The following is a 17,051-nucleotide window of genomic DNA, read 5'->3' on the forward strand; positions in this document are numbered from 1 at the left end:
CATGAACCTTCAGCCTCGCAGAGCCCTGTGACAGCATTCTGTCATAAAGCGGGCATTTTTTGTCGCGGCGGGCGCCGGTCCGCCCATCAGCTCCAGACGGGACTTGTGAAGATGGCAACGGCACAGGCTGTTGCCGCAATCCATATGAGCGAGCGCAGGGTGGCCTTGTCCATCCAGTAGCAAAGCACATAGAGGACGCGCAGCCCGATGAAGGCCGCCGCCAGCACATCGATCCAGAACGGGTCGCCGCCCTGCTGAAAAGCCACGAGTACGGCGACGGCAAACAGCGGAAAGGCCTCGAAGCCATTGGCTTGCGCGCCTTGCGCCCGTGCCCGGAAACCTTCTGCCCAGAAGGCGGGGTCACGCGGGCGGGCATTGCTGAAGTCTCTGGTGAGCTTGGCGGGAAACACCGACAGAATGGGCAGGAAGGCGGCGGCAAGCACGCACCAGATTGCGACGGGCATGGGATGATCCTTTTGGCGTTTGCTGGAATTTCTGTGTGGAGAGGTAACGTTTTAAGCGGCCCGGTCAATCTCTCAAGGTGTCACGCAGCACATCGCCAATGAACCCGGCGAAGGCGCGAACCTTGGCCGGGACGTGGCGGCGCGAGGGATAGACGGCGTTGATCGTTACCTCGCTCATGCCCCACTCCGGCAGCAGCCGGACAAGCGTTCCCGCTGCCAGGTCCGCCGCCACATAGGCCTGCGGAATGAGGCTGAGGCCGAAGCCGGCGCGCAGGGCATCCATGACGGCTAGGCTGGAGGAAACCTTGTAGCGCCCGGCCACCCGCTGCCGGTGCTCCTTGCCATTGCGGAAGAAGGTCCATTCGTCCGCGTGGCCGGACAAGGTGAAACGGATGCACTCGTGCCGGGCAAGGTCGGCAGGCTCCTGTGGCATTCCTGCGCGGGCAAGGTATGCGGGCGAAGCGCAGAGAACGTGTTTCAGCGCCCCGAGCCTCTTGACGATCAGCTCCCGGTCCTCATCCCGGCGTCCGCCGCGCAGGGCCATGTCAAAGCCGTCTCGGACAAGGTCCACGCGCCGGTCGTCCAGGTCAAGGTCGAGCGAGACTTTTGGGTAGCGTGCCAGAAACTCCGGGATGCGGCTGGTGATGAGTACAAGGCTGGATGTCATGGGCGCGCTCACCCGCAGCAGGCCGGAAGGCTCTGAACTGAGATTGCCGACAGACTGCTGCGCCTCTTCCAGATCCTCCAGCACCCGGCGGATCTGGTCGAGATAGAGCGTGCCCGCCTCCGTCAGGCTGAGACGGCGGGTGGTGCGGTGGAAGAGCCTTGCCCCCAGATCGCCTTCCAGTTCCGACATGGCCTTGCTGACGGCGGCGGGAGACAGGCTGTGGCTGCGGGCCCCTGCGGCGCTCCTGACGGAACCGGCCCTGCCGCCGCTGACGGGCTGGAACATTGCGGGCTTTGCCTACATGACCTTCATTGGCGCAGGCCTGACCTATCTTCTGTGGTTCCGGGGCATTGACCTGCTTGGCCCTTCGGCAATCCCGCCGCTGGGCCTGCTCAGCCCGCTGATGGCGGTGATCCTCGGCTGGGCCATTCTGGATCAGACCCTGAGTGCGGTGCAGATTGCCGGCATGGTGCTGGTGCTGGGCAGCGTTCTCGTTGGTCAGTATACCGGGCAGCTGGCCCAGCGGCGTCCGGCTGCCAATCTCGAGGGTACGCCTGCAGGCAAGCCGGGCTGAGGGTCAGCCCGGCAGCTGGCTTTCGCGGCTGGTGCGGGAAATGCGTGCTTCCTCATGCAGCCAGGCGCGGAAGGCAGCGACAACCGGGCGCAGGGTGCGGTCCTGCGGATAGACGAAGTGATAGGCGGTCTTCTGGTCCAGCGGCTGGCCGAACAGGCGCACCAGACGGCCGCTTGCCAGTTCCTCGTCGATGAAAAGCCGGGGCATCAGCGCCACGCCCAGATGATGGGCGGCGGCTTCCGCGATCATGCCGAACTGCTCGAAGCGCGGGCCCTGATAGGCGCTGTCCGTTTCCACCCCCATGGCGGCAAACCAGTCGCGCCAGGCCATGGGCCGCGTGGAGAGCTGCAGGCGCGGCACCTTCAGCAGGTCACGCGGCTCGCTGATCATGTGCCGGTCGCGGAATGTGCGCGAGGCCACGACCACGGATTCCTCCGGGAACAGCGGCTCGACAATGGCCCCCGCCCAGATTGGGTCACCATGATGGATCGCGCCGTCGAAGGGCTCTTCGGCAAAATCGAAGGGCCTCAGACGGATTGAGATGTTGAGCGCAGCTTTCGGCGTGCGGCGCAGGAATTCGGCCAGGCGCGGCGCCAGCCAGCGGGTGCCGAAGGTGGGCAGAACCGCCAGATTGAGCACATCGGCACTCCCGGCAAAGGACATGACCTGCCGTGTGGCATCGCCCAGCTGGTCCAGCGCACCGCGCACCTCATGCAGGTAAAGCCGCCCGGCATCGGTCAGCACCACGCGCTGGCGAACACGGGCAAACAGCGGCACGCCCAGCCTTTGCTCCAGATGGCGGATCTGCTTGGAAATCGCACCCTGCGTCAGATGCAGCTCTTCCGCCGCGCGGGTGAAGCTTTCATGCCGGGCGGCGCATTCGAAGGCGATGAGGGCATCGGCGGGCGGCAGGAAGGCGCGCTTGACCATCAGGCTCATTCCACTGGCTCATGACTTGCGGAGAACTTATCTCTTCCCGCGTCTCCTGTCAGCAGGCATAGTCCGCGCAATTCTGGCGTTTGCCTCACATGGAGGTACGGCGCTGAGGCATGACCCATGAGACGGAGGAATGTGATGGCAGCTCTCAAGTCCGATCCCACCGGCGGCGGCACCTTTGCCTGGGAAGATCCCTTCCTGCTGCGCGAACAGCTGAGCGAGGACGAGACCCTCATCATGGAAACCGCCCGCGCCTATGCGCAGGACAAGCTGCTGCCACGCGTGCTAGAAGCCTATGCCCATGAGAAGACGGACCGCGAGATCTTCAACGAGATGGGTGAGCTTGGCCTGCTCGGCGTGACCCTGCCAGAAGAATACGGCTGTGCCGGCGCATCCTACGTTTCCTACGGTCTCGTTGCCCGCGAGATCGAACGTGTTGACAGCGGCTACCGCTCGATGAACTCGGTACAGTCCTCGCTGGTGATGTATCCGATCTATGCCTATGGCTCGGAAGAACAGCGCAAGAAGTATCTGCCCAAGCTTGCTTCCGGCGAGTTCGTCGGCTGCTTCGGCCTGACTGAACCGGATGCAGGCTCCGATCCCGCCGGCATGCGCACCCGCGCCGAAAAGATCGACGGCGGCTACCGGCTCAAGGGCTCCAAGATGTGGATCTCCAATTCGCCGATCGCTGATGTCTTCGTGGTCTGGGCGAAGTCCGAAGCCCATGACGGCGCCATTCGCGGCTTCGTGCTGGAGAAGGGCATGAAGGGTCTGTCCGCGCCGAAGATCGGCGGCAAGCTGTCCCTGCGCGCGTCCATCACTGGCGAAATCGTCATGGACGGGGTGGAAGTCTCGGAAGATGCACTGCTGCCGAATGTCTCGGGCCTCAAGGGGCCGTTTGGCTGCCTCAACCGCGCCCGCTACGGCATTTCCTGGGGTGCGATGGGGGCCGCCGAAGACTGCTGGCACCGCGCCCGCCAGTATGGCCTCGACCGCAAGCAGTTCGGCCGCCCGCTGGCCCAGACGCAGCTGTTCCAGAAGAAGCTGGCCGACATGCAGACGGAAATCGCGCTCGGCCTGCAGGGCTCGCTGCGCGTTGGCCGCCTGTTCGACGAGGGCAAGGTGGCGCCGGAAATGATCTCCATCGTCAAGCGCAACAATTGCGGCAAGGCGCTGGATATCGCCCGCCAGGCCCGCGACATGCACGGCGGCAACGGCATTCAGGAAGAATATCACGTGATGCGTCACGCGCAGAACCTTGAAACCGTCAATACCTATGAAGGCACGCATGATGTGCATGCCCTCATCCTGGGCCGTGCCCAGACCGGTCTTCAGGCCTTCTTCTGAGGCATGCGGGCAAGGAACACTCGCGGACAGCAGCATCCTGTTTCTGTCCGTTTTATTCCGGCCGGATGGTCTGATATTCGGGTCCCCACCGCCTGAATGCAGGTCACTCCGGCCGGAAGCCGTTTCGCCGCCGCAGCGTGCCGCGGCAGGCTTTCAGTCCTGCAGCAGGTCCGGCAGGTGGTCCAGCAGCACGCGGGCAGGGGCCTTGCGTTTTCCGTTGGCCCACTCGATCAGCTTCTGGCAGAAGTTGCGCAGGGCAATACGTGTTTGCCGGCTCCGCTCCCTGTCCATCTCGAAGGGCGGGTTTTCGTGGCGGATGTAGGACCTGAGCGCCAGTGCCAGCGTCAGCACATGCACCCCGCCTGAAGGGTTGCCATAGGTCTGGGCGATATAGCCGCCGCCCACGGCGTCATTTTCCGAAAAGGTCTTGTCGGTGAAGTCATGCAGCATGGTCATGCTGAGGCTGGCCACATCCTCGTGGCAGCTGCGGCCATACAGGGTGCCGATGTTGACCAGCGGCAGATCGCCCGGATAACGGCCCTTGATGCGGCTGCGCATGGATTGCAGGCTGATCACCGTGATGCGGCCATGGATGGCGCGCAGCCGCCGGATCTGTGCACTCAGCGCATCGTGGAACGGTGCATGATAGAGCCGCCGCCGCTCGTCCATCTCGAAGCGGCCCGGATCTTCGCCAGGCAGATAGACGCGCTTGCCCTCCAGTGTCAGCACCGGGCAGATGGACAGGGCGCCATCCTCGAACGGGCGGCCAAAGCTGGCCGGGTCGCCATCCACATCCACGACAAGCCGGGAAATGGGGGTTGAGATCACCGTCGCCTGAATGTCTTCGGCAAAATCCACCAGCTGGTCCATGTGCCAGGAGGCATCGGCCTGCAGCCGTCCCGTTGCCGAAAGGCGCTTGTCGATAGCCGGCGGAATCCGCAGGCCAGAATGGCCGATGCAGAGGATCAGCGGTGAGGAACGTTCCTTTACGGCAATCATGGATGATGGGCCTGCCGGGATGGGTACGCCTCAGCGGCGTGATGCGAGGCGCATCACGGTCAAGGGCGTTTATTTTAATCTTTCCTAAACTTTTGCCACGTCTGCCGCGACCCGTCGCAGAGGAGCTTCTTGCTACGCAGGGTAATCCCCAGAAACTTCAATTTTCCCGGCCATATATGAATGTTTGCCCGGCTGAATCTGCGGCAGAGTTGCTGCTTGAGTTCGTTCTGCGGGCAGCTATGCTGGCGGCCCCACCTTCCGGACGACAATTCCAGGGCAAAGAAAAATGACGCTGCGGTATGGCAAGGAATTCCTCATGATCCCGGGTCCGACAAACGTGCCGGACGAAGTTCTGAGGGCCATGCACCGCCCGGCTGTCGATATCTATGAAGGCCCGCTGCTGCAGACGACGGACGCTTGCCTGAAGGGCATCTCCCGCGTGTTCCGCAGCACCTCGGGCAAACCCTATATTTACATCGCCAACGGCCACGGCACCTGGGATGCGGCGCTGTCCAATACCCTGTCGCGCGGTGACAAGGTGCTGGTGCTCGAATCGGGCCGCTTTGCCATCGGCTGGGGCGAGGCGGCAGAGCTGATCGGCATCGAGGTTGAAATCCTGCCGGGACACTGGCGCAAGGCGGTCGATCCGGCGGCGCTGGAAGCGCGGCTGCGGGCTGATGCGGAAGGCGCGATCAAGGCCGTTCTGGTGGTGCAGGTGGACACGGCCTCCGGCGTGCTCAACGACATTCCGGCGATTCGCAAGGCGATGGATGCCAGCGGCCACGGCGCCTTGCTGATGGTGGACTGCATGGCCTCGCTCGGCTGCGTGCCGTTCGAGATGGAAGAATGGGGCGTGGATGTGGCCATGGCCGGGTCGCAGAAGGGCCTCATGTCTCCTCCGGGTCTGGCTTTTGTCATGGCTGGACAGAAGGCGCTGGCCGCCCACAAGACCGCCGGGCTGCGTAATGCCTATATGGACTGGACCTTCCGCGATGGTCCGGAACATTACATGAAATATTGCGGCACGCCGCCGGAGCATCTGCTCTTTGCCTTCCAGAGATCGCTGGAGCTGATCGAGGAGGAAACGCTGGAAGGCGTCTGGCGCCGCCATGCGATCCTCGCCGAAGCCGTGCGCGCTGCCGTTGAGGTCTGGGGCCGCAAGGGTGTGCTGGAGATGAACATTCTCAAGCCTGAAGACCGCTCGGACAGCGTGTCGGTCATCTGCTTCAACGGGGTTGATCCGGCGCCGCTGCGCAGCTTCGTCAAGAGTGTCTGCGGCATCACCATAGGCATCGCCATCGGCGATCTCGCCGGCAAGGGCATCCGCATCGGCCACATGGGCCATGTGAATGCGGCGATGGTTCTGGGCACGCTTTCCGCCATGGAACTGGGGCTGCGGCGCCTCGGCATTCCGCATGAAAGCGGTGGTGTGGAGGCGGCCATTGCCGTGATCGACAGGGCGCTAGGCGGAAACTGAACTGTTTCATCCCTGTAACTCATTGTCCGGAAAGATATCTTTCTTTCCAGACACGAAGTTTGCCCCTTTGGCAATATGAGGCCTTGCCAAAGGGGCGTGTGCTTCTGATATAAGGGGCTCGGGAGGTTGGTGGTGGACGAGCCACTCGCCAACCGGGTCAGGTCCGGAAGGAAGCAGCCCCAACGAGTTCCGGCACGGGTCGCCGTGCCAGCCTCCCACCCTTTTCCCCGCGCAGATGCACCATGGCGTCGCGTGCCTCAGGCGCGGCGGGGCTTCCGGCTGTCTTTCGTGAAGGCGCCGGCTTCATGAATTCAAGACGGGGACAGGCGGGCTGGATGAGCGGCATGGACGGTGACAGCCCCGGAGGCAACGGCCCCGAGCACGCAGCAGAGCATGAGCGGGATGACCTGACGATCTCCATGTTCGGCGATGCTCCGGCTGAACCTGCCCCTTCTGCTCCCGCACCTGCGCCTGCTGGCGAGGGGAAGCAGTCCGGCGCCTACCGGGTGCTGGCGCGCAAGTACCGTCCCCAGACCTTTGACGATCTCGTCGGCCAGGAGCCGATGGTCCAGACGCTGGAAAACGCCTTTGCAACGGGGCGCATTGCGCAGGCCTGGATGCTGACCGGCGTGCGCGGTGTCGGCAAGACGACGACCGCCCGCATTCTGGCGCGCGGCCTCAATTATGAGATCCCCGGCGAGGTGGAGCGCCCGACGGTGCAGCTCACCCGCGAGGGCACCCATTGCCGCGCCATCATGGAAGGCCGCCATGTCGATGTGATCGAGATGGACGCCGCCTCGCACACCGGCATCAACGATATCCGCGAGATCACGGATGCAGCGCGCTACCGCCCCGCTTCGGCGCGCTACAAGGTCTACATCATCGACGAAGTGCACATGCTCTCCAACGCGGCCTTCAACGGCCTGCTGAAGACGCTGGAAGAGCCGCCGGAGCATGTGAAGTTCATCTTCGCCACCACGGAAATCCGCAAGGTTCCGGTGACGGTGCTGTCCCGCTGCCAGCGCTTTGACCTGCGCCGCATCGAGCAACCCAAGCTCGTTGGCCTCCTGCGGCGCATTTCCAACGCCGAATCCATCGACATTTCCGACGAGGCGCTGACGCTGATTGCCCGCGCGGGCGAAGGCTCGGCGCGTGACAGCCTGTCGCTGCTGGATCAGGCGATCGCCCATGGCGGCGGTCACATTGATGCAGAACAGGTGCGGCAGATGCTGGGCCTTGCCGACCGGGCGCGGGTGATCGACCTTTTTGGCCATCTCATGTCCGGCCGCATTGCCGAAGCGATGGAAGAGCTTGCCGGGCAATATGCCATTGGCGCAGACCCCGCCGTCGTGCTGACGGATCTGGCCGATTTCACCCATCTTGTGACCCGGCTGAAGATTGTGCCCAAGGCGGGTGAGGAAGTCTCCGTCACTGAGACAGAGCGTCTGCGTGGCCGGGAATTTGCCGAAAAACTGTCGATGCGCGCCCTGTCGCGGGCCTGGCAGATCCTGCTGAAGGGCATTTCCGAGGTCCAGGCCGCGCCCAAGCCGCTGGCGGCTGCCGATATGGTGCTGGTGCGCCTTGCCTATGCGGCGGACCTGCCGGATCCGGAAGAGGCGCTGAAGCTGCTGAAGAGCGGCGGCTTCCCGTCCCTGCCCGCCGGCGGCGCGCCGCAGGGGGCAGGTCAGCAAGGTTCTGGCCAAAGTGGTGGCCAAAATGGCGGCATGCAGCCGCAGGCCGGCGGTCAGATGGGCCAGCCGGGCGGCCAGAGTGGCCCTGCAGGGCAGAGCGGCTATGCTGGCCCCACGATGAGCGGCAACGGCCCGCGTCTTTCGGCCATCGCCGGGGGCGCAGCCCAGTCTGTGGCCCAGTCAGTTGCTCAACCGTCTCCCCAGCCAGCCGCCGTGCAGCAGGCACCTGCTGTTCAGCTGCGCTCGCTGGCCGATTGTGCGGCGCTTGCCTCCGAGCGGCGTGACATTCCGCTGAAGGTCTCCATCGAGCGGCAGATGCGGCTGGTGAAGTTCGAGCCGGGGCGCATCGAGATCCAGCCGACAAAGGACGCGGGCGCGGATCTGGCCGGTGAATTTGGCCGCAAGCTGACCGAATGGACCGGCATGCGCTGGATCGTTTCCGTCAGCCGCGAGCAGGGCCGCCCGACGATCCACGAGGAGCGCGAGGCAATGCAGGCCCAGCTCCTCTCCGATGCCCGATCGCATCCGACCGTCGCCGCGCTTCTGGCCGAATTCCCCGGCGCCCGCGTCGTCGATGTGCGGGTCAACGAGGAAGAGGAAAGCATCGACGATCCACTGCTTGCCGAAGCCCTCGGCACGGATGACGACGACCTGTGATACCAATGCCCGGTGAGCCTGACTCATCGAGCATTTGTTAAGCCCGTGCGGCGCATGAGCAATTTTAAGGCATGATGCGTCAGCATCGAAAGCCTTGGTACAATGGCGCCTCTTGCATTCCGGCAGGCGCAAGCCCAGTTGCTGAAAAGCCGGTACTGGTCCGGCACAAGGCAACCATGGGAGCCGCTGCATGCTCGTCACCACCACCAGCACCCTTCAGGGCCGCGAGATTGTCGAATACCGGGGCCTCGTCACCGGTGAGGCCATTCTGGGGGCCAATATCTTCAAGGATCTTTTCGCCGGCATCCGTGACATCGTCGGCGGGCGCTCGGGTGCCTATGAGGCGGAGCTGGCCAAGGCACGCAAGATTGCGCTGGACGAGTTGCTGCAGCAGGCCGCGAGCCTCGGCGCCAATGCGGTGATCGGGGTTGACCTCGACTATGAAACCGTCGGCAATGGCGGCTCAATGCTGATGGTCAGCGCCACCGGCACGGCGGTTGTCATCCGCTGAAGCGCAGATTCAGTCCTGAATGCGCAAAGGGCAGCCGGTGAAGGCTGCCCTTTGCTATTTTGAATGGCTGAAAGGCTCAGTTGCCCTTGGATGCAGCGCGTTCGGCGCGCTTGCGGTCGTTCGGGTCCAGCAAGGCCTTGCGCAGGCGGATGTTCTTCGGCGTTACTTCCACCAGCTCGTCGTCAGCGATGTAGGACAGCGCCGCTTCGAGGGACAGGCGGATCGGGGTGGTCAGCTTGACGGCTTCATCCTTGCCGGCGGCGCGGATGTTGGTCAGCTGCTTGCCCTTCAAAACGTTCACTTCCAGGTCGTTGCCACGGGTGTGCTCGCCGATGATCATGCCCTGATACACCTTGACGCCCGGCTCGATCATCATCGGGCCACGGTCTTCCAAGTTGAACATGGCATAGGCCACGGCCTCACCATCGCCGTTGGAGATCAGCACGCCGGTGTGACGGGTCGGAATGTCGCCCTTGTAGGGGGCGTATTCGTGGAACACGCGGTTGAAGATCGCCGTGCCGCGGGTGTCGGACAGCAGCTCGCCCTGATAGCCGATGAGGCCACGGGTGGGGGCGAGGAACTGCAGACGGGTGCGGCCGCCGCCGGAGGGGCGCATTTCACGCAGCTCGGCCTTGCGCTCGGACAGCTTCTGCACCACGACGCCGGAATGCTCCTCATCCACGTCGATGGTGACTTCCTCGATCGGCTCCAGGCGGTTGCCCTTCTCGTCGAACTGGAAGACCACGCGCGGACGGCCGACGCAGAGCTCGAAGCCTTCGCGGCGCATGTTCTCGATCAGGATGGCGAGCTGAAGTTCACCACGGCCGGACACGATGAAGGCGTCGCCTTCCGGGGTGTCCTCGACCTTCAGCGCAACGTTGCCTTCCGCTTCGTCCATCAGGCGCTTGCGGATAACGCGCGACTGCACCTTGTCGCCTTCGGTGCCGGCCAGCGGGCTGTCGTTGACGAAGAAGGTCATGGACAGGGTCGGCGGATCAATCGGCTGTGCCATGATCGGGGTGTTCACGTCCATGGAGCAGAGCGTGTCGGCGACGGTTGCTTCCTGCAGGCCTGCGATGGCGACGATGTCACCGGCCTCGCCCTTCTCGATGGGCTGGCGCTCGAGGCCACGGAAGGCGAGCACCTTGGAGATGCGGCCGCTCTCAACCACCTTGCCTTCACGCGAGAGGGCCTTGATGGGCATGTTCGGAATGGCTTCTCCGGCAACGATGCGGCCCGTCAGGATGCGGCCCAGGAAGGGGTTGCTCTCGATGGTGGTCGCCAGCATGCGGAAGGAGCCTTCCTCTGCCTTCGGTGCCGGAACGTGGCTGACGATCAGGTCGAACAGCGGGGCCATGGATTCAGCCGGACCGGTCGGGTCATTGGCCATCCATTCCTGCTTGGCAGAGCCATAGACGACCGGGAAGTCGAGCTGCTCTTCGTTGGCATCGAGGGCGGCGAAGAGGTCGAACACTTCGTCCAGCACTTCCTCGGCGCGCTGCTCCGGCTTGTCGATCTTGTTGATGGCGACGATCGGCTTGAGGCCGAGCTTCAGGGCCTTGCCGAGCACGAACTTGGTCTGCGGCATCGGGCCTTCGGCAGCGTCCACCAGCAGAACCACACCGTCCACCATGTGCAGGATGCGCTCGACTTCACCGCCGAAGTCGGCGTGGCCCGGGGTGTCCACGATGTTGATGCGGGTGTCGCCCCACACCAGCGAAGTCACCTTCGCCAGAATGGTGATGCCACGCTCACGCTCCAGGTCGTTGGAGTCCATCATGCGCTCTTCCGTGCGCTGGTTCTCGCGGAAGGAGCCCGACTTCTTCAGAAGGACGTCGATTAGGGTTGTCTTGCCATGGTCGACGTGGGCGATGATGGCGATATTGCGCAGCTTCATTAAGGGCTCCAAAAGACACTGCGGGCAGGGTGCCCGCAGTGCTTGTCTTCAAATTGTGGCTGACGCCCGCTGGTGCTCACGGGCGGAAATTCGCGCCCTGTATAGTCTGCGGCGGCCATTTGTGCAACGCGGCAGCGCATCTTGACGCAAATCAGCTGCCGCTCTAAATGTAAGTCAGCCTTACTATATGTCCGTCTTATGAAATTTGCATGGTGCCTTGCGTGGCTGATCCGACCCTTGGTTTTCTTGTCGCCGATGTCGGCCGGCTGATCCGCCAGCGCTTCGAGGCGGCGCTGAGCGGCGTGGACTGCGGCCTGACGGCGGCGGAGGCCCGGACGCTTAACATGGTGCGGCAATTGCCGGATCAGCGCCAGAGCGTGCTGGCGGCGATCCTCGGCATCGAGCCGATGACGCTGGTGGGGCATCTCGACCGGCTGGAACAGGCGGGCCTGATCTGCCGGGAGACCGACCCGCAGGACAGGCGCGCCAAGATCGTCGTTCTGGGCGAAGCGGCGCAGAGTGTGCTGGCCAAGATCGACGAGGCGCTTTTGCAGGTGCGCGCGGAAATCAGCCACGGCATGACCCCGGAGGAGACCGCAGCCGCGGTGCGGGTCCTGCTTCAGGTGCGCAGCAATCTGGCGGCGGCCGCAGACCGGGCCTGAGACCAGAGGCATGCAGCCAGAAGCCAGAAAGATGGAATTCGGATTTCTCCGGGCGGGGAGGCCCGCACAACGGATGGATCAGATGCGGGACAGCGTGACACCTCCCATGAGCGAAAGGCGCACCGCCCTGATCGGCGCGGCGCTGGTGGCAATCGGGCCGATTTCCATGGCGCTTTATACGCCGGCCATGCCGGTGCTGGCCGACGCTTTCGAGACGACGCGCTCGATGATCAAGCTGACACTCACGGCCTATTTCACCGGCTTTGCCCTGACACAGCTGATCTGTGGCCCGCTGACCGATGCCTTCGGGCGCCGTCCGGTCACCCTTGCCTTTCTGCTGCTGTATCTCGCCTCCACCCTGCTGGCGGCCTTCGCGCCAAGTGTCGAGGGCATGATTGCCGCCCGCGCGCTGCAAGGGGTTGGCGCGGCCATCGGTGTGTCCGTGTCCCGCGCCATCGTGCGCGACCAGTTCACCGGGCAGACCTCGGCGCGGATCATGAACACGGTGGCGATGATGCTGGCCATCGGCCCGGCCATCTCGCCCACCGTTGGCGGGTTGACGCTGGAGTTCTTCGGCTGGCGTGAGATCTTCTATTTCATGATCGTCTATGGCGCGGTCCTGCTGGGGGCGGTGTGGATCTTCATGACGGAGACCAACCGCTACATCGACCGGGCCAATCTTCAGCCTGCGCGGCTTGTCATCAACTATCTGACGCTGCTGAAGACGCCCTCCTTTCTGCGGCCCAGTCTGCTGGTGGGGTTTGGCATCGGCACCATCTACACGCTGGCCACCATCCTGCCCTTCGTGCTGATCGACCACGTGAAGCTGACGCCCAGCGAGTTCGGTCTCGGCATGATGGTGCAGTCCGGTTCCTTCATGGCGGCAACGATTGTCGCCTCGCAGGTGCTGCGGCGGCATGATGCGGGCCTGCTGGTGCCGCCCGCGCTCTGCGGCATGGCGCTGGCTGCCGCGGCGATCATCGTCTCCCACGCGCTGTTTGCGCCGGGCTTTCTCAGCGTGATGCTGCCGGTGGGCCTGTTCTCCTTCTCACTGGCCTGCCTTCTGCCCGCTGCCACCACGGCGGCGCTGCAGGGCTTTCCGCAGCTTGCTGGCTCTGCCTCCTCGCTGACAGGTTTTCTGCAATTCGGCACCGGCATTCTCGGCAGTCTGGTGGCCGCATGGATTGGTGACCCGGTGCTGGCGCTGATCATCGTTGCGCCGGGCATGATGCTGCTGGGGGCGGGGCTCTACCTGGCTCTGACGCCGCTTGCGAGGGCGAAGGAGTGGGGCGGCGGCAGCTGACCGGCGGCCTTGCGGCGTTTTCTGTGCCGCAACCGTCCTGCAGCTTGACCTCTCCCCGGCAAAGCGCGACATAGCGCCTTCGATCTTGCGGGAGCTTCCTCAATGACACAGGCTGCCTATCAGCTGCCGGACCTTGCCGGTTCTGCCCGCCCGCATGTGATGGGCATTCTCAATGTCACGCCGGACAGTTTCTCCGACGGCGGGCTGCACGCGGCAGCGGAAGCGGCCATCGCCCATGCCCGGCAGATGATTGCCGAAGGCGCCGATATCATCGACATCGGCGGCGAAAGCACGCGGCCGGGAGCGGCACCTGTCTCGCTGGACGACGAGTGGGCCCGCCTTGCCCCGGTTCTGGAACCGGTGGTGGCGCTGGGCTGCCCGGTCTCCATCGACACCTACAAGGCGGAGACCGCCCGCCGGGCCTGCCGCGCCGGGGCGGTCATCGTCAATGACGTCTGGGGCCTGCAGAAAGATCCGGCCATGGCCGGTGCCGTGGCCGAAGCGGGCGTCCATGTGGTGATGATGCACAACCGCGAGGCCGCAGATCCCGCCATCGACATTCTCGCCGACATCGACCGCTTCTTCGAACGCTCGATGGAGCTGGCAGAGCGCGCCGGGATTGCGAGAGAAAAGCTGATCCTCGATCCGGGCTTCGGCTTCGGCAAGACGCTGGACCAGAATTTCCTCATCCTCAACCGCTTCGCAAGCTTGCGCAAGCATGGCCTGCCGCTGCTGAGCGGCGCCTCGCGCAAGCGCATGATCGGCGCGGTGCTGGATGTGCCGCCGCAGGAGCGGCTTTTCGGCTCGCTGGCGGTGCATCTTCTGTCGCTGGAACGGGGCGCGGCGATCCTGCGCGTCCACGATGTCCGCCCGCATGTGGAGGCGGCGAAGATCTTTGCCGCGATGAAAAGGGAAGCCGTCTGAATGAGCCTTGCTGACAACGCGGTGCGCGCGGCGCTGGGCCTCGGCTCCAACATGGGCGACCCGAAGGCCAATCTGGCCGCCGCCATCGCCCGGCTTGATGCGAGCGAGGGGATCTCCGTTCTGGCCGTTTCCTCCGCTTACCGCACACCGCCGTGGGGGCCGATCCCGCAGGATGACTACCGCAACATCTGCCTCGTCATCGAGACGGTGCTGAGCCCGCGTGACCTGCTGGGCCGGTGCCTTGAGATCGAACGGGAACTGGGCCGGGTGCGGGACGTGCGCTGGGGCCCGCGCATCATCGACATCGACGTGCTGATCTATGGCGGTGAACAGGTGGAGGAGGAGCATCTCTCCATCCCCCATCCGCGCATGGGCGAAAGGGCCTTCGTGCTGGTGCCGCTGGCCGAAATCTGGCCGGATGCTCCGATCGGCGGCGGCCGCACCGCCGCGCAGGCCCTCGCCACCTGCGAAGGCCGCGAGGAAATTGTCCTGCTGGCGGATTGAGCCTATACAGCGCGGGGACTGATCTGAGCCAGATCTTCTGCGATTTCACGGCGCCGCTGCATCAGGTCATAGTCTGCCTGAAGGCCAAGGAAAAAGCCTTCCGAGATGCCGAAATAGCGCGCAAGCCGCAGATCCGTGTCAGCGCTGATGGACCGCTTGCCGAGCACGATTTCATTGATGCGCCGCGGCGGCACATCCAGCGCGCGCGCAAGGGCATTCTGGCTGAGATCCATCGGCTTGAGAAAGTCCTCAAGCAGAACTTCGCCCGGATGCGGGTTCGGCAAAAGATCAGCTGTGGTAGCCGGTGATGGTGACATGTGCCGGACCTCCTTCCTGCCAGACAAAACAGATGCGCAACTGATCATTGATGCGGATGCTGAACTGGCCGGTTCTATCGCACTTCAGGGCCTCCAGGCGATTGCCCGGCGGCACGTGCAGGTCATTGATGACCCTTGCCTGTTTCAGCATGCGGAGCTTGCGCAATGCAACGGACTGCATGGCGGACGGAAGGCGCCGGCTCACGCGCCCGGACCAGATAAGTTCCGTTTCAGGATCGGCAAAGCCCTGGATCATGGGTAAATATAACGCATGGCGTTATATAGCGCCATGCGTTATTTCAGGCTGCGATCACTTGCCCGCAGTTCGCCGCGCAGCCACTGCTGCCATTGGGACCGGGTGCCGAAGAAGACATTGCGGTCGACGGGGCCCTTGATGCCCTTGATGGTGCCTTGCGCGGTGTATTGCCAGAAAACCCAGTTGTCGCGCCGGTCGTATTTGTAGCTCGGATGGCTGGCGACCGACCTGAGCCAGAAGTCGTGGCCGGTGTATCTGCCGACCAGAACGTCCCGGTGGAAGTCGATGGTGGTGTAGACGATCGGACGCTTGCCGTAATGGGCTTCGACGGCATCCAGGAACACGCCAACATCTGCGGCAATCTTGTCGGCTGGGGGCGGTTTCGGGCAGTTCTTCGAGATGTGGTTCCACTCCATGTCGAGCACCGGCGGCAGGGCCTCGGGATCGCGCGGAACATTCTGGATGAACCAGGCGATCTGTTCTTCGACAGGGCGGCAGAAATAATAGAAATGGTAGGCACCACGCGGCACACCGGCCTCCTTGGCCGCATACCAGTTGGTCACGAACATCGGGTCGATGAAATCACCGCCCTCGGTCGCCTTGATGAAGGCAAATTCGACACCGTCCCGTTTGACCTCATGCCAGTTGATCTCCGCCTGCCAGCGGGACACGTCGATGCCGTGGACAGGGAAGTCCTGCGGCATGGGATCGCGGTATTCCACCCCCGAACAGGAGGACAGAAGCGCGGTAAGGGCAAGCATGGCAAGGAAGCGCGGGCGCCGGAACACGTGTTCCTCCGGGTTAACGAATTACAAACACCTAGCGTCAAATTGCGCGAAAAGTCCTAACGGATCGTAGAAAAATCGTGGCGGGAATGCGGCATTTGCGGTTACCCCGCCTGTGCTGCACCGTCTTTGCTGTCTGAAACCGGCTTGACGGGCGGGGCAACACCGGGTCACGTGCTTGTCCAGACTTGTCACGCCCGCTGCACAGCCTGTCCCGGCTCACACCTACGGACCTCTTCATGACCGAACGCCTGACCCTCGCCACCTGGAACATCAACTCCGTCCGGCTGCGCATGCCGATTGTCGAGACCTTCCTCATCACCCATGCGCCGGATGTGCTGTGCCTGCAGGAAACCAAGTGCCCGGATGCCAACTTTCCGTTCGGAGCCTTCCGCAAGCTGGGCTATGAGCACGTGGAGATCAGCGGTCAGAAGGGCTACCACGGCGTTGCCATCGTCTCGCGCCGCCCCTTGGAGGCCGTGGAACGGCGGGATTTCTGCGGCAAGGGCGATGCCCGGCACATTGCCGCCAGCGTGCCGTTCAATGGCGGCTCGTTCCGCCTGCATAACTTCTACGTGCCGGCGGGCGGCGACGAGCCGGACCGGACGGTCAACGAGAAATTCGGTCACAAGCTGGACTTCATGGCCGAGATGAAGGCGATGCTGGCCGGGGACGAGGCGTCGCGTCCGGCCGTTGTCGTGGGGGATCTCAACGTCGCGCCCTATGAGCATGACGTGTGGTCGCACAAGGCGCTGCTGAAGATCGTCAGCCATACACCGGTGGAGACGGAACTGCTGGAAGCCATCCGCACCGGCGGCAACTGGGTGGATGTGATGCGCCAGCACGTCCCCATGTCCGACAAGCTCTACACCTGGTGGAGCTACCGGGCGAAGGACTGGGATGCAGCCGACAAGGGCCGCCGTCTCGATCACATCTGGATGACCCAGAGCCTTGCCCCGCACGCCCGCGGCATCGAAGTGCTGCGTGCTGCGAGAGGCTGGGAAAAGCCCTCCGACCACGTTCCGGTGATTGCGCGGCTGGAGGCCTGACGCCGGCTAGAAGATCCGGTCTTGGCATAAT

Annotated in this window: 18 protein-coding genes and 1 other RNA gene; 11 read left to right on the forward strand and 8 right to left on the reverse strand. The window is 63.8% G+C overall.

What is annotated here, in order from left to right:
- Positions 1-86: 86 nt before the first annotated feature.
- Together ASC48_RS11085 and ASC48_RS11090 are read right to left on the reverse strand one after the other, a co-directional pair.
- Entirely contained in the window at positions 87-464 is a 378-nt protein-coding gene (locus tag ASC48_RS11085; protein WP_055455801.1) for an MAPEG family protein, read from the reverse strand.
- Between the two features lie 64 nt (positions 465-528).
- Entirely contained in the window at positions 529-1,416 is an 888-nt protein-coding gene (locus ASC48_RS11090) for a LysR family transcriptional regulator (protein ID WP_055455802.1), read from the reverse strand.
- Here ASC48_RS11090 and ASC48_RS11095 point away from each other — a divergent pair.
- Positions 1,319-1,705 carry an EamA family transporter gene (locus ASC48_RS11095; RefSeq protein ID WP_208975669.1) on the forward strand — a complete coding sequence of 129 codons (387 nt, stop codon included), beginning with the start codon at positions 1,319-1,321 and terminating at the stop codon, positions 1,703-1,705. The two genes, ASC48_RS11090 and ASC48_RS11095, sit on opposite strands and share 98 nt — an antisense overlap.
- 3 nt (positions 1,706-1,708) lie before the next feature.
- Here ASC48_RS11095 and ASC48_RS11100 read toward each other — a convergent pair whose 3' ends face one another.
- Complete coding sequence (locus ASC48_RS11100; protein ID WP_082440090.1) at positions 1,709-2,644, reverse strand: LysR substrate-binding domain-containing protein; 936 nt, start codon at positions 2,642-2,644, stop codon at positions 1,709-1,711.
- A gap of 135 nt (positions 2,645-2,779) precedes the next feature.
- Between ASC48_RS11100 and ASC48_RS11105 the strand changes: the two genes are divergently transcribed.
- Entirely contained in the window at positions 2,780-3,988 is a 1,209-nt protein-coding gene (locus ASC48_RS11105; RefSeq protein WP_055455803.1) for an acyl-CoA dehydrogenase, read from the forward strand.
- Positions 3,989-4,141: 153 nt separating this feature from the next.
- Here ASC48_RS11105 and ASC48_RS11110 read toward each other — a convergent pair whose 3' ends face one another.
- Positions 4,142-4,987 (reverse strand): N-formylglutamate amidohydrolase, encoded by an 846-nt coding sequence (locus tag ASC48_RS11110; RefSeq protein ID WP_055455804.1) that lies wholly within the window; start codon positions 4,985-4,987, stop codon positions 4,142-4,144.
- Between the two features lie 286 nt (positions 4,988-5,273).
- Between ASC48_RS11110 and ASC48_RS11115 the strand changes: the two genes are divergently transcribed.
- The 4 genes from ASC48_RS11115 to ASC48_RS11125 all read left to right on the forward strand — a co-directional run bounded on the left by ASC48_RS11115 (position 5,274) and on the right by ASC48_RS11125 (position 9,323).
- Positions 5,274-6,464: a pyridoxal-phosphate-dependent aminotransferase family protein gene (locus ASC48_RS11115; protein WP_055455805.1), complete on the forward strand. Its 1,191-nt coding sequence runs from the start codon at positions 5,274-5,276 to the stop codon at positions 6,462-6,464.
- A gap of 121 nt (positions 6,465-6,585) precedes the next feature.
- Positions 6,586-6,683: signal recognition particle sRNA small type (ffs, locus tag ASC48_RS19310), an RNA gene on the forward strand.
- Positions 6,684-6,883: 200 nt separating this feature from the next.
- Positions 6,884-8,812 (forward strand): DNA polymerase III subunit gamma/tau, encoded by a 1,929-nt coding sequence (locus ASC48_RS11120; protein WP_208975679.1) that lies wholly within the window; start codon positions 6,884-6,886, stop codon positions 8,810-8,812.
- Between the two features lie 190 nt (positions 8,813-9,002).
- The gene (locus ASC48_RS11125) at positions 9,003-9,323 is read left to right on the forward strand and encodes a heavy metal-binding domain-containing protein (RefSeq protein ID WP_055455807.1); all 321 of its coding nucleotides are present in this window, start codon (positions 9,003-9,005) and stop codon (positions 9,321-9,323) included.
- A 76-nt stretch (positions 9,324-9,399) separates the two neighbouring features.
- Here ASC48_RS11125 and typA read toward each other — a convergent pair whose 3' ends face one another.
- Positions 9,400-11,220, reverse strand: a complete 1,821-nt coding sequence (gene typA, locus ASC48_RS11130) for a translational GTPase TypA (RefSeq protein ID WP_055455808.1) — start codon at positions 11,218-11,220, stop codon at positions 9,400-9,402.
- 221 nt (positions 11,221-11,441) lie between these two features.
- Here typA and ASC48_RS11135 point away from each other — a divergent pair, with 221 nt between their 5' ends.
- The 4 genes from ASC48_RS11135 to folK all read left to right on the forward strand — a co-directional run bounded on the left by ASC48_RS11135 (position 11,442) and on the right by folK (position 14,613).
- The gene (locus ASC48_RS11135) at positions 11,442-11,882 is read left to right on the forward strand and encodes a MarR family winged helix-turn-helix transcriptional regulator (protein WP_167345135.1); all 441 of its coding nucleotides are present in this window, start codon (positions 11,442-11,444) and stop codon (positions 11,880-11,882) included.
- Positions 11,883-11,988: 106 nt separating this feature from the next.
- Positions 11,989-13,185, forward strand: a complete 1,197-nt coding sequence (locus tag ASC48_RS11140) for a multidrug effflux MFS transporter (protein ID WP_208975670.1) — start codon at positions 11,989-11,991, stop codon at positions 13,183-13,185.
- 102 nt (positions 13,186-13,287) lie between these two features.
- Entirely contained in the window at positions 13,288-14,109 is an 822-nt protein-coding gene (gene folP / locus ASC48_RS11145; RefSeq protein WP_055455810.1) for a dihydropteroate synthase, read from the forward strand.
- Complete coding sequence (gene folK / locus ASC48_RS11150; RefSeq protein ID WP_055455811.1) at positions 14,110-14,613, forward strand: 2-amino-4-hydroxy-6-hydroxymethyldihydropteridine diphosphokinase; 504 nt, start codon at positions 14,110-14,112, stop codon at positions 14,611-14,613.
- A gap of 2 nt (positions 14,614-14,615) precedes the next feature.
- Here folK and ASC48_RS11155 read toward each other — a convergent pair whose 3' ends face one another.
- The 3 genes from ASC48_RS11155 to ASC48_RS11165 are packed head-to-tail and all read right to left on the reverse strand — an operon-like array spanning position 14,616 to position 15,974.
- Positions 14,616-14,930 (reverse strand): HigA family addiction module antitoxin, encoded by a 315-nt coding sequence (locus ASC48_RS11155; RefSeq protein WP_055455812.1) that lies wholly within the window; start codon positions 14,928-14,930, stop codon positions 14,616-14,618.
- A complete protein-coding gene (locus tag ASC48_RS11160; protein ID WP_055455813.1) occupies positions 14,902-15,186 on the reverse strand; it encodes a type II toxin-antitoxin system RelE/ParE family toxin in 285 nt (94 codons plus the stop codon). The genes ASC48_RS11155 and ASC48_RS11160 overlap by 29 nt, the downstream gene beginning before the upstream one ends.
- Before the next feature lie 38 nt (positions 15,187-15,224).
- Positions 15,225-15,974 (reverse strand): glycoside hydrolase family 25 protein, encoded by a 750-nt coding sequence (locus ASC48_RS11165; RefSeq protein ID WP_082440092.1) that lies wholly within the window; start codon positions 15,972-15,974, stop codon positions 15,225-15,227.
- Positions 15,975-16,210: 236 nt separating this feature from the next.
- On the opposite strand from ASC48_RS11165, the gene xth reads away from it, so the two are divergent.
- Complete coding sequence (gene xth / locus ASC48_RS11170; protein WP_055455814.1) at positions 16,211-17,020, forward strand: exodeoxyribonuclease III; 810 nt, start codon at positions 16,211-16,213, stop codon at positions 17,018-17,020.
- Positions 17,021-17,051 lie beyond the last annotated feature (31 nt).

The organism is Pannonibacter indicus (assembly GCF_001418225.1).
Classification (GTDB): domain Bacteria; phylum Pseudomonadota; class Alphaproteobacteria; order Rhizobiales; family Stappiaceae; genus Pannonibacter; species Pannonibacter indicus.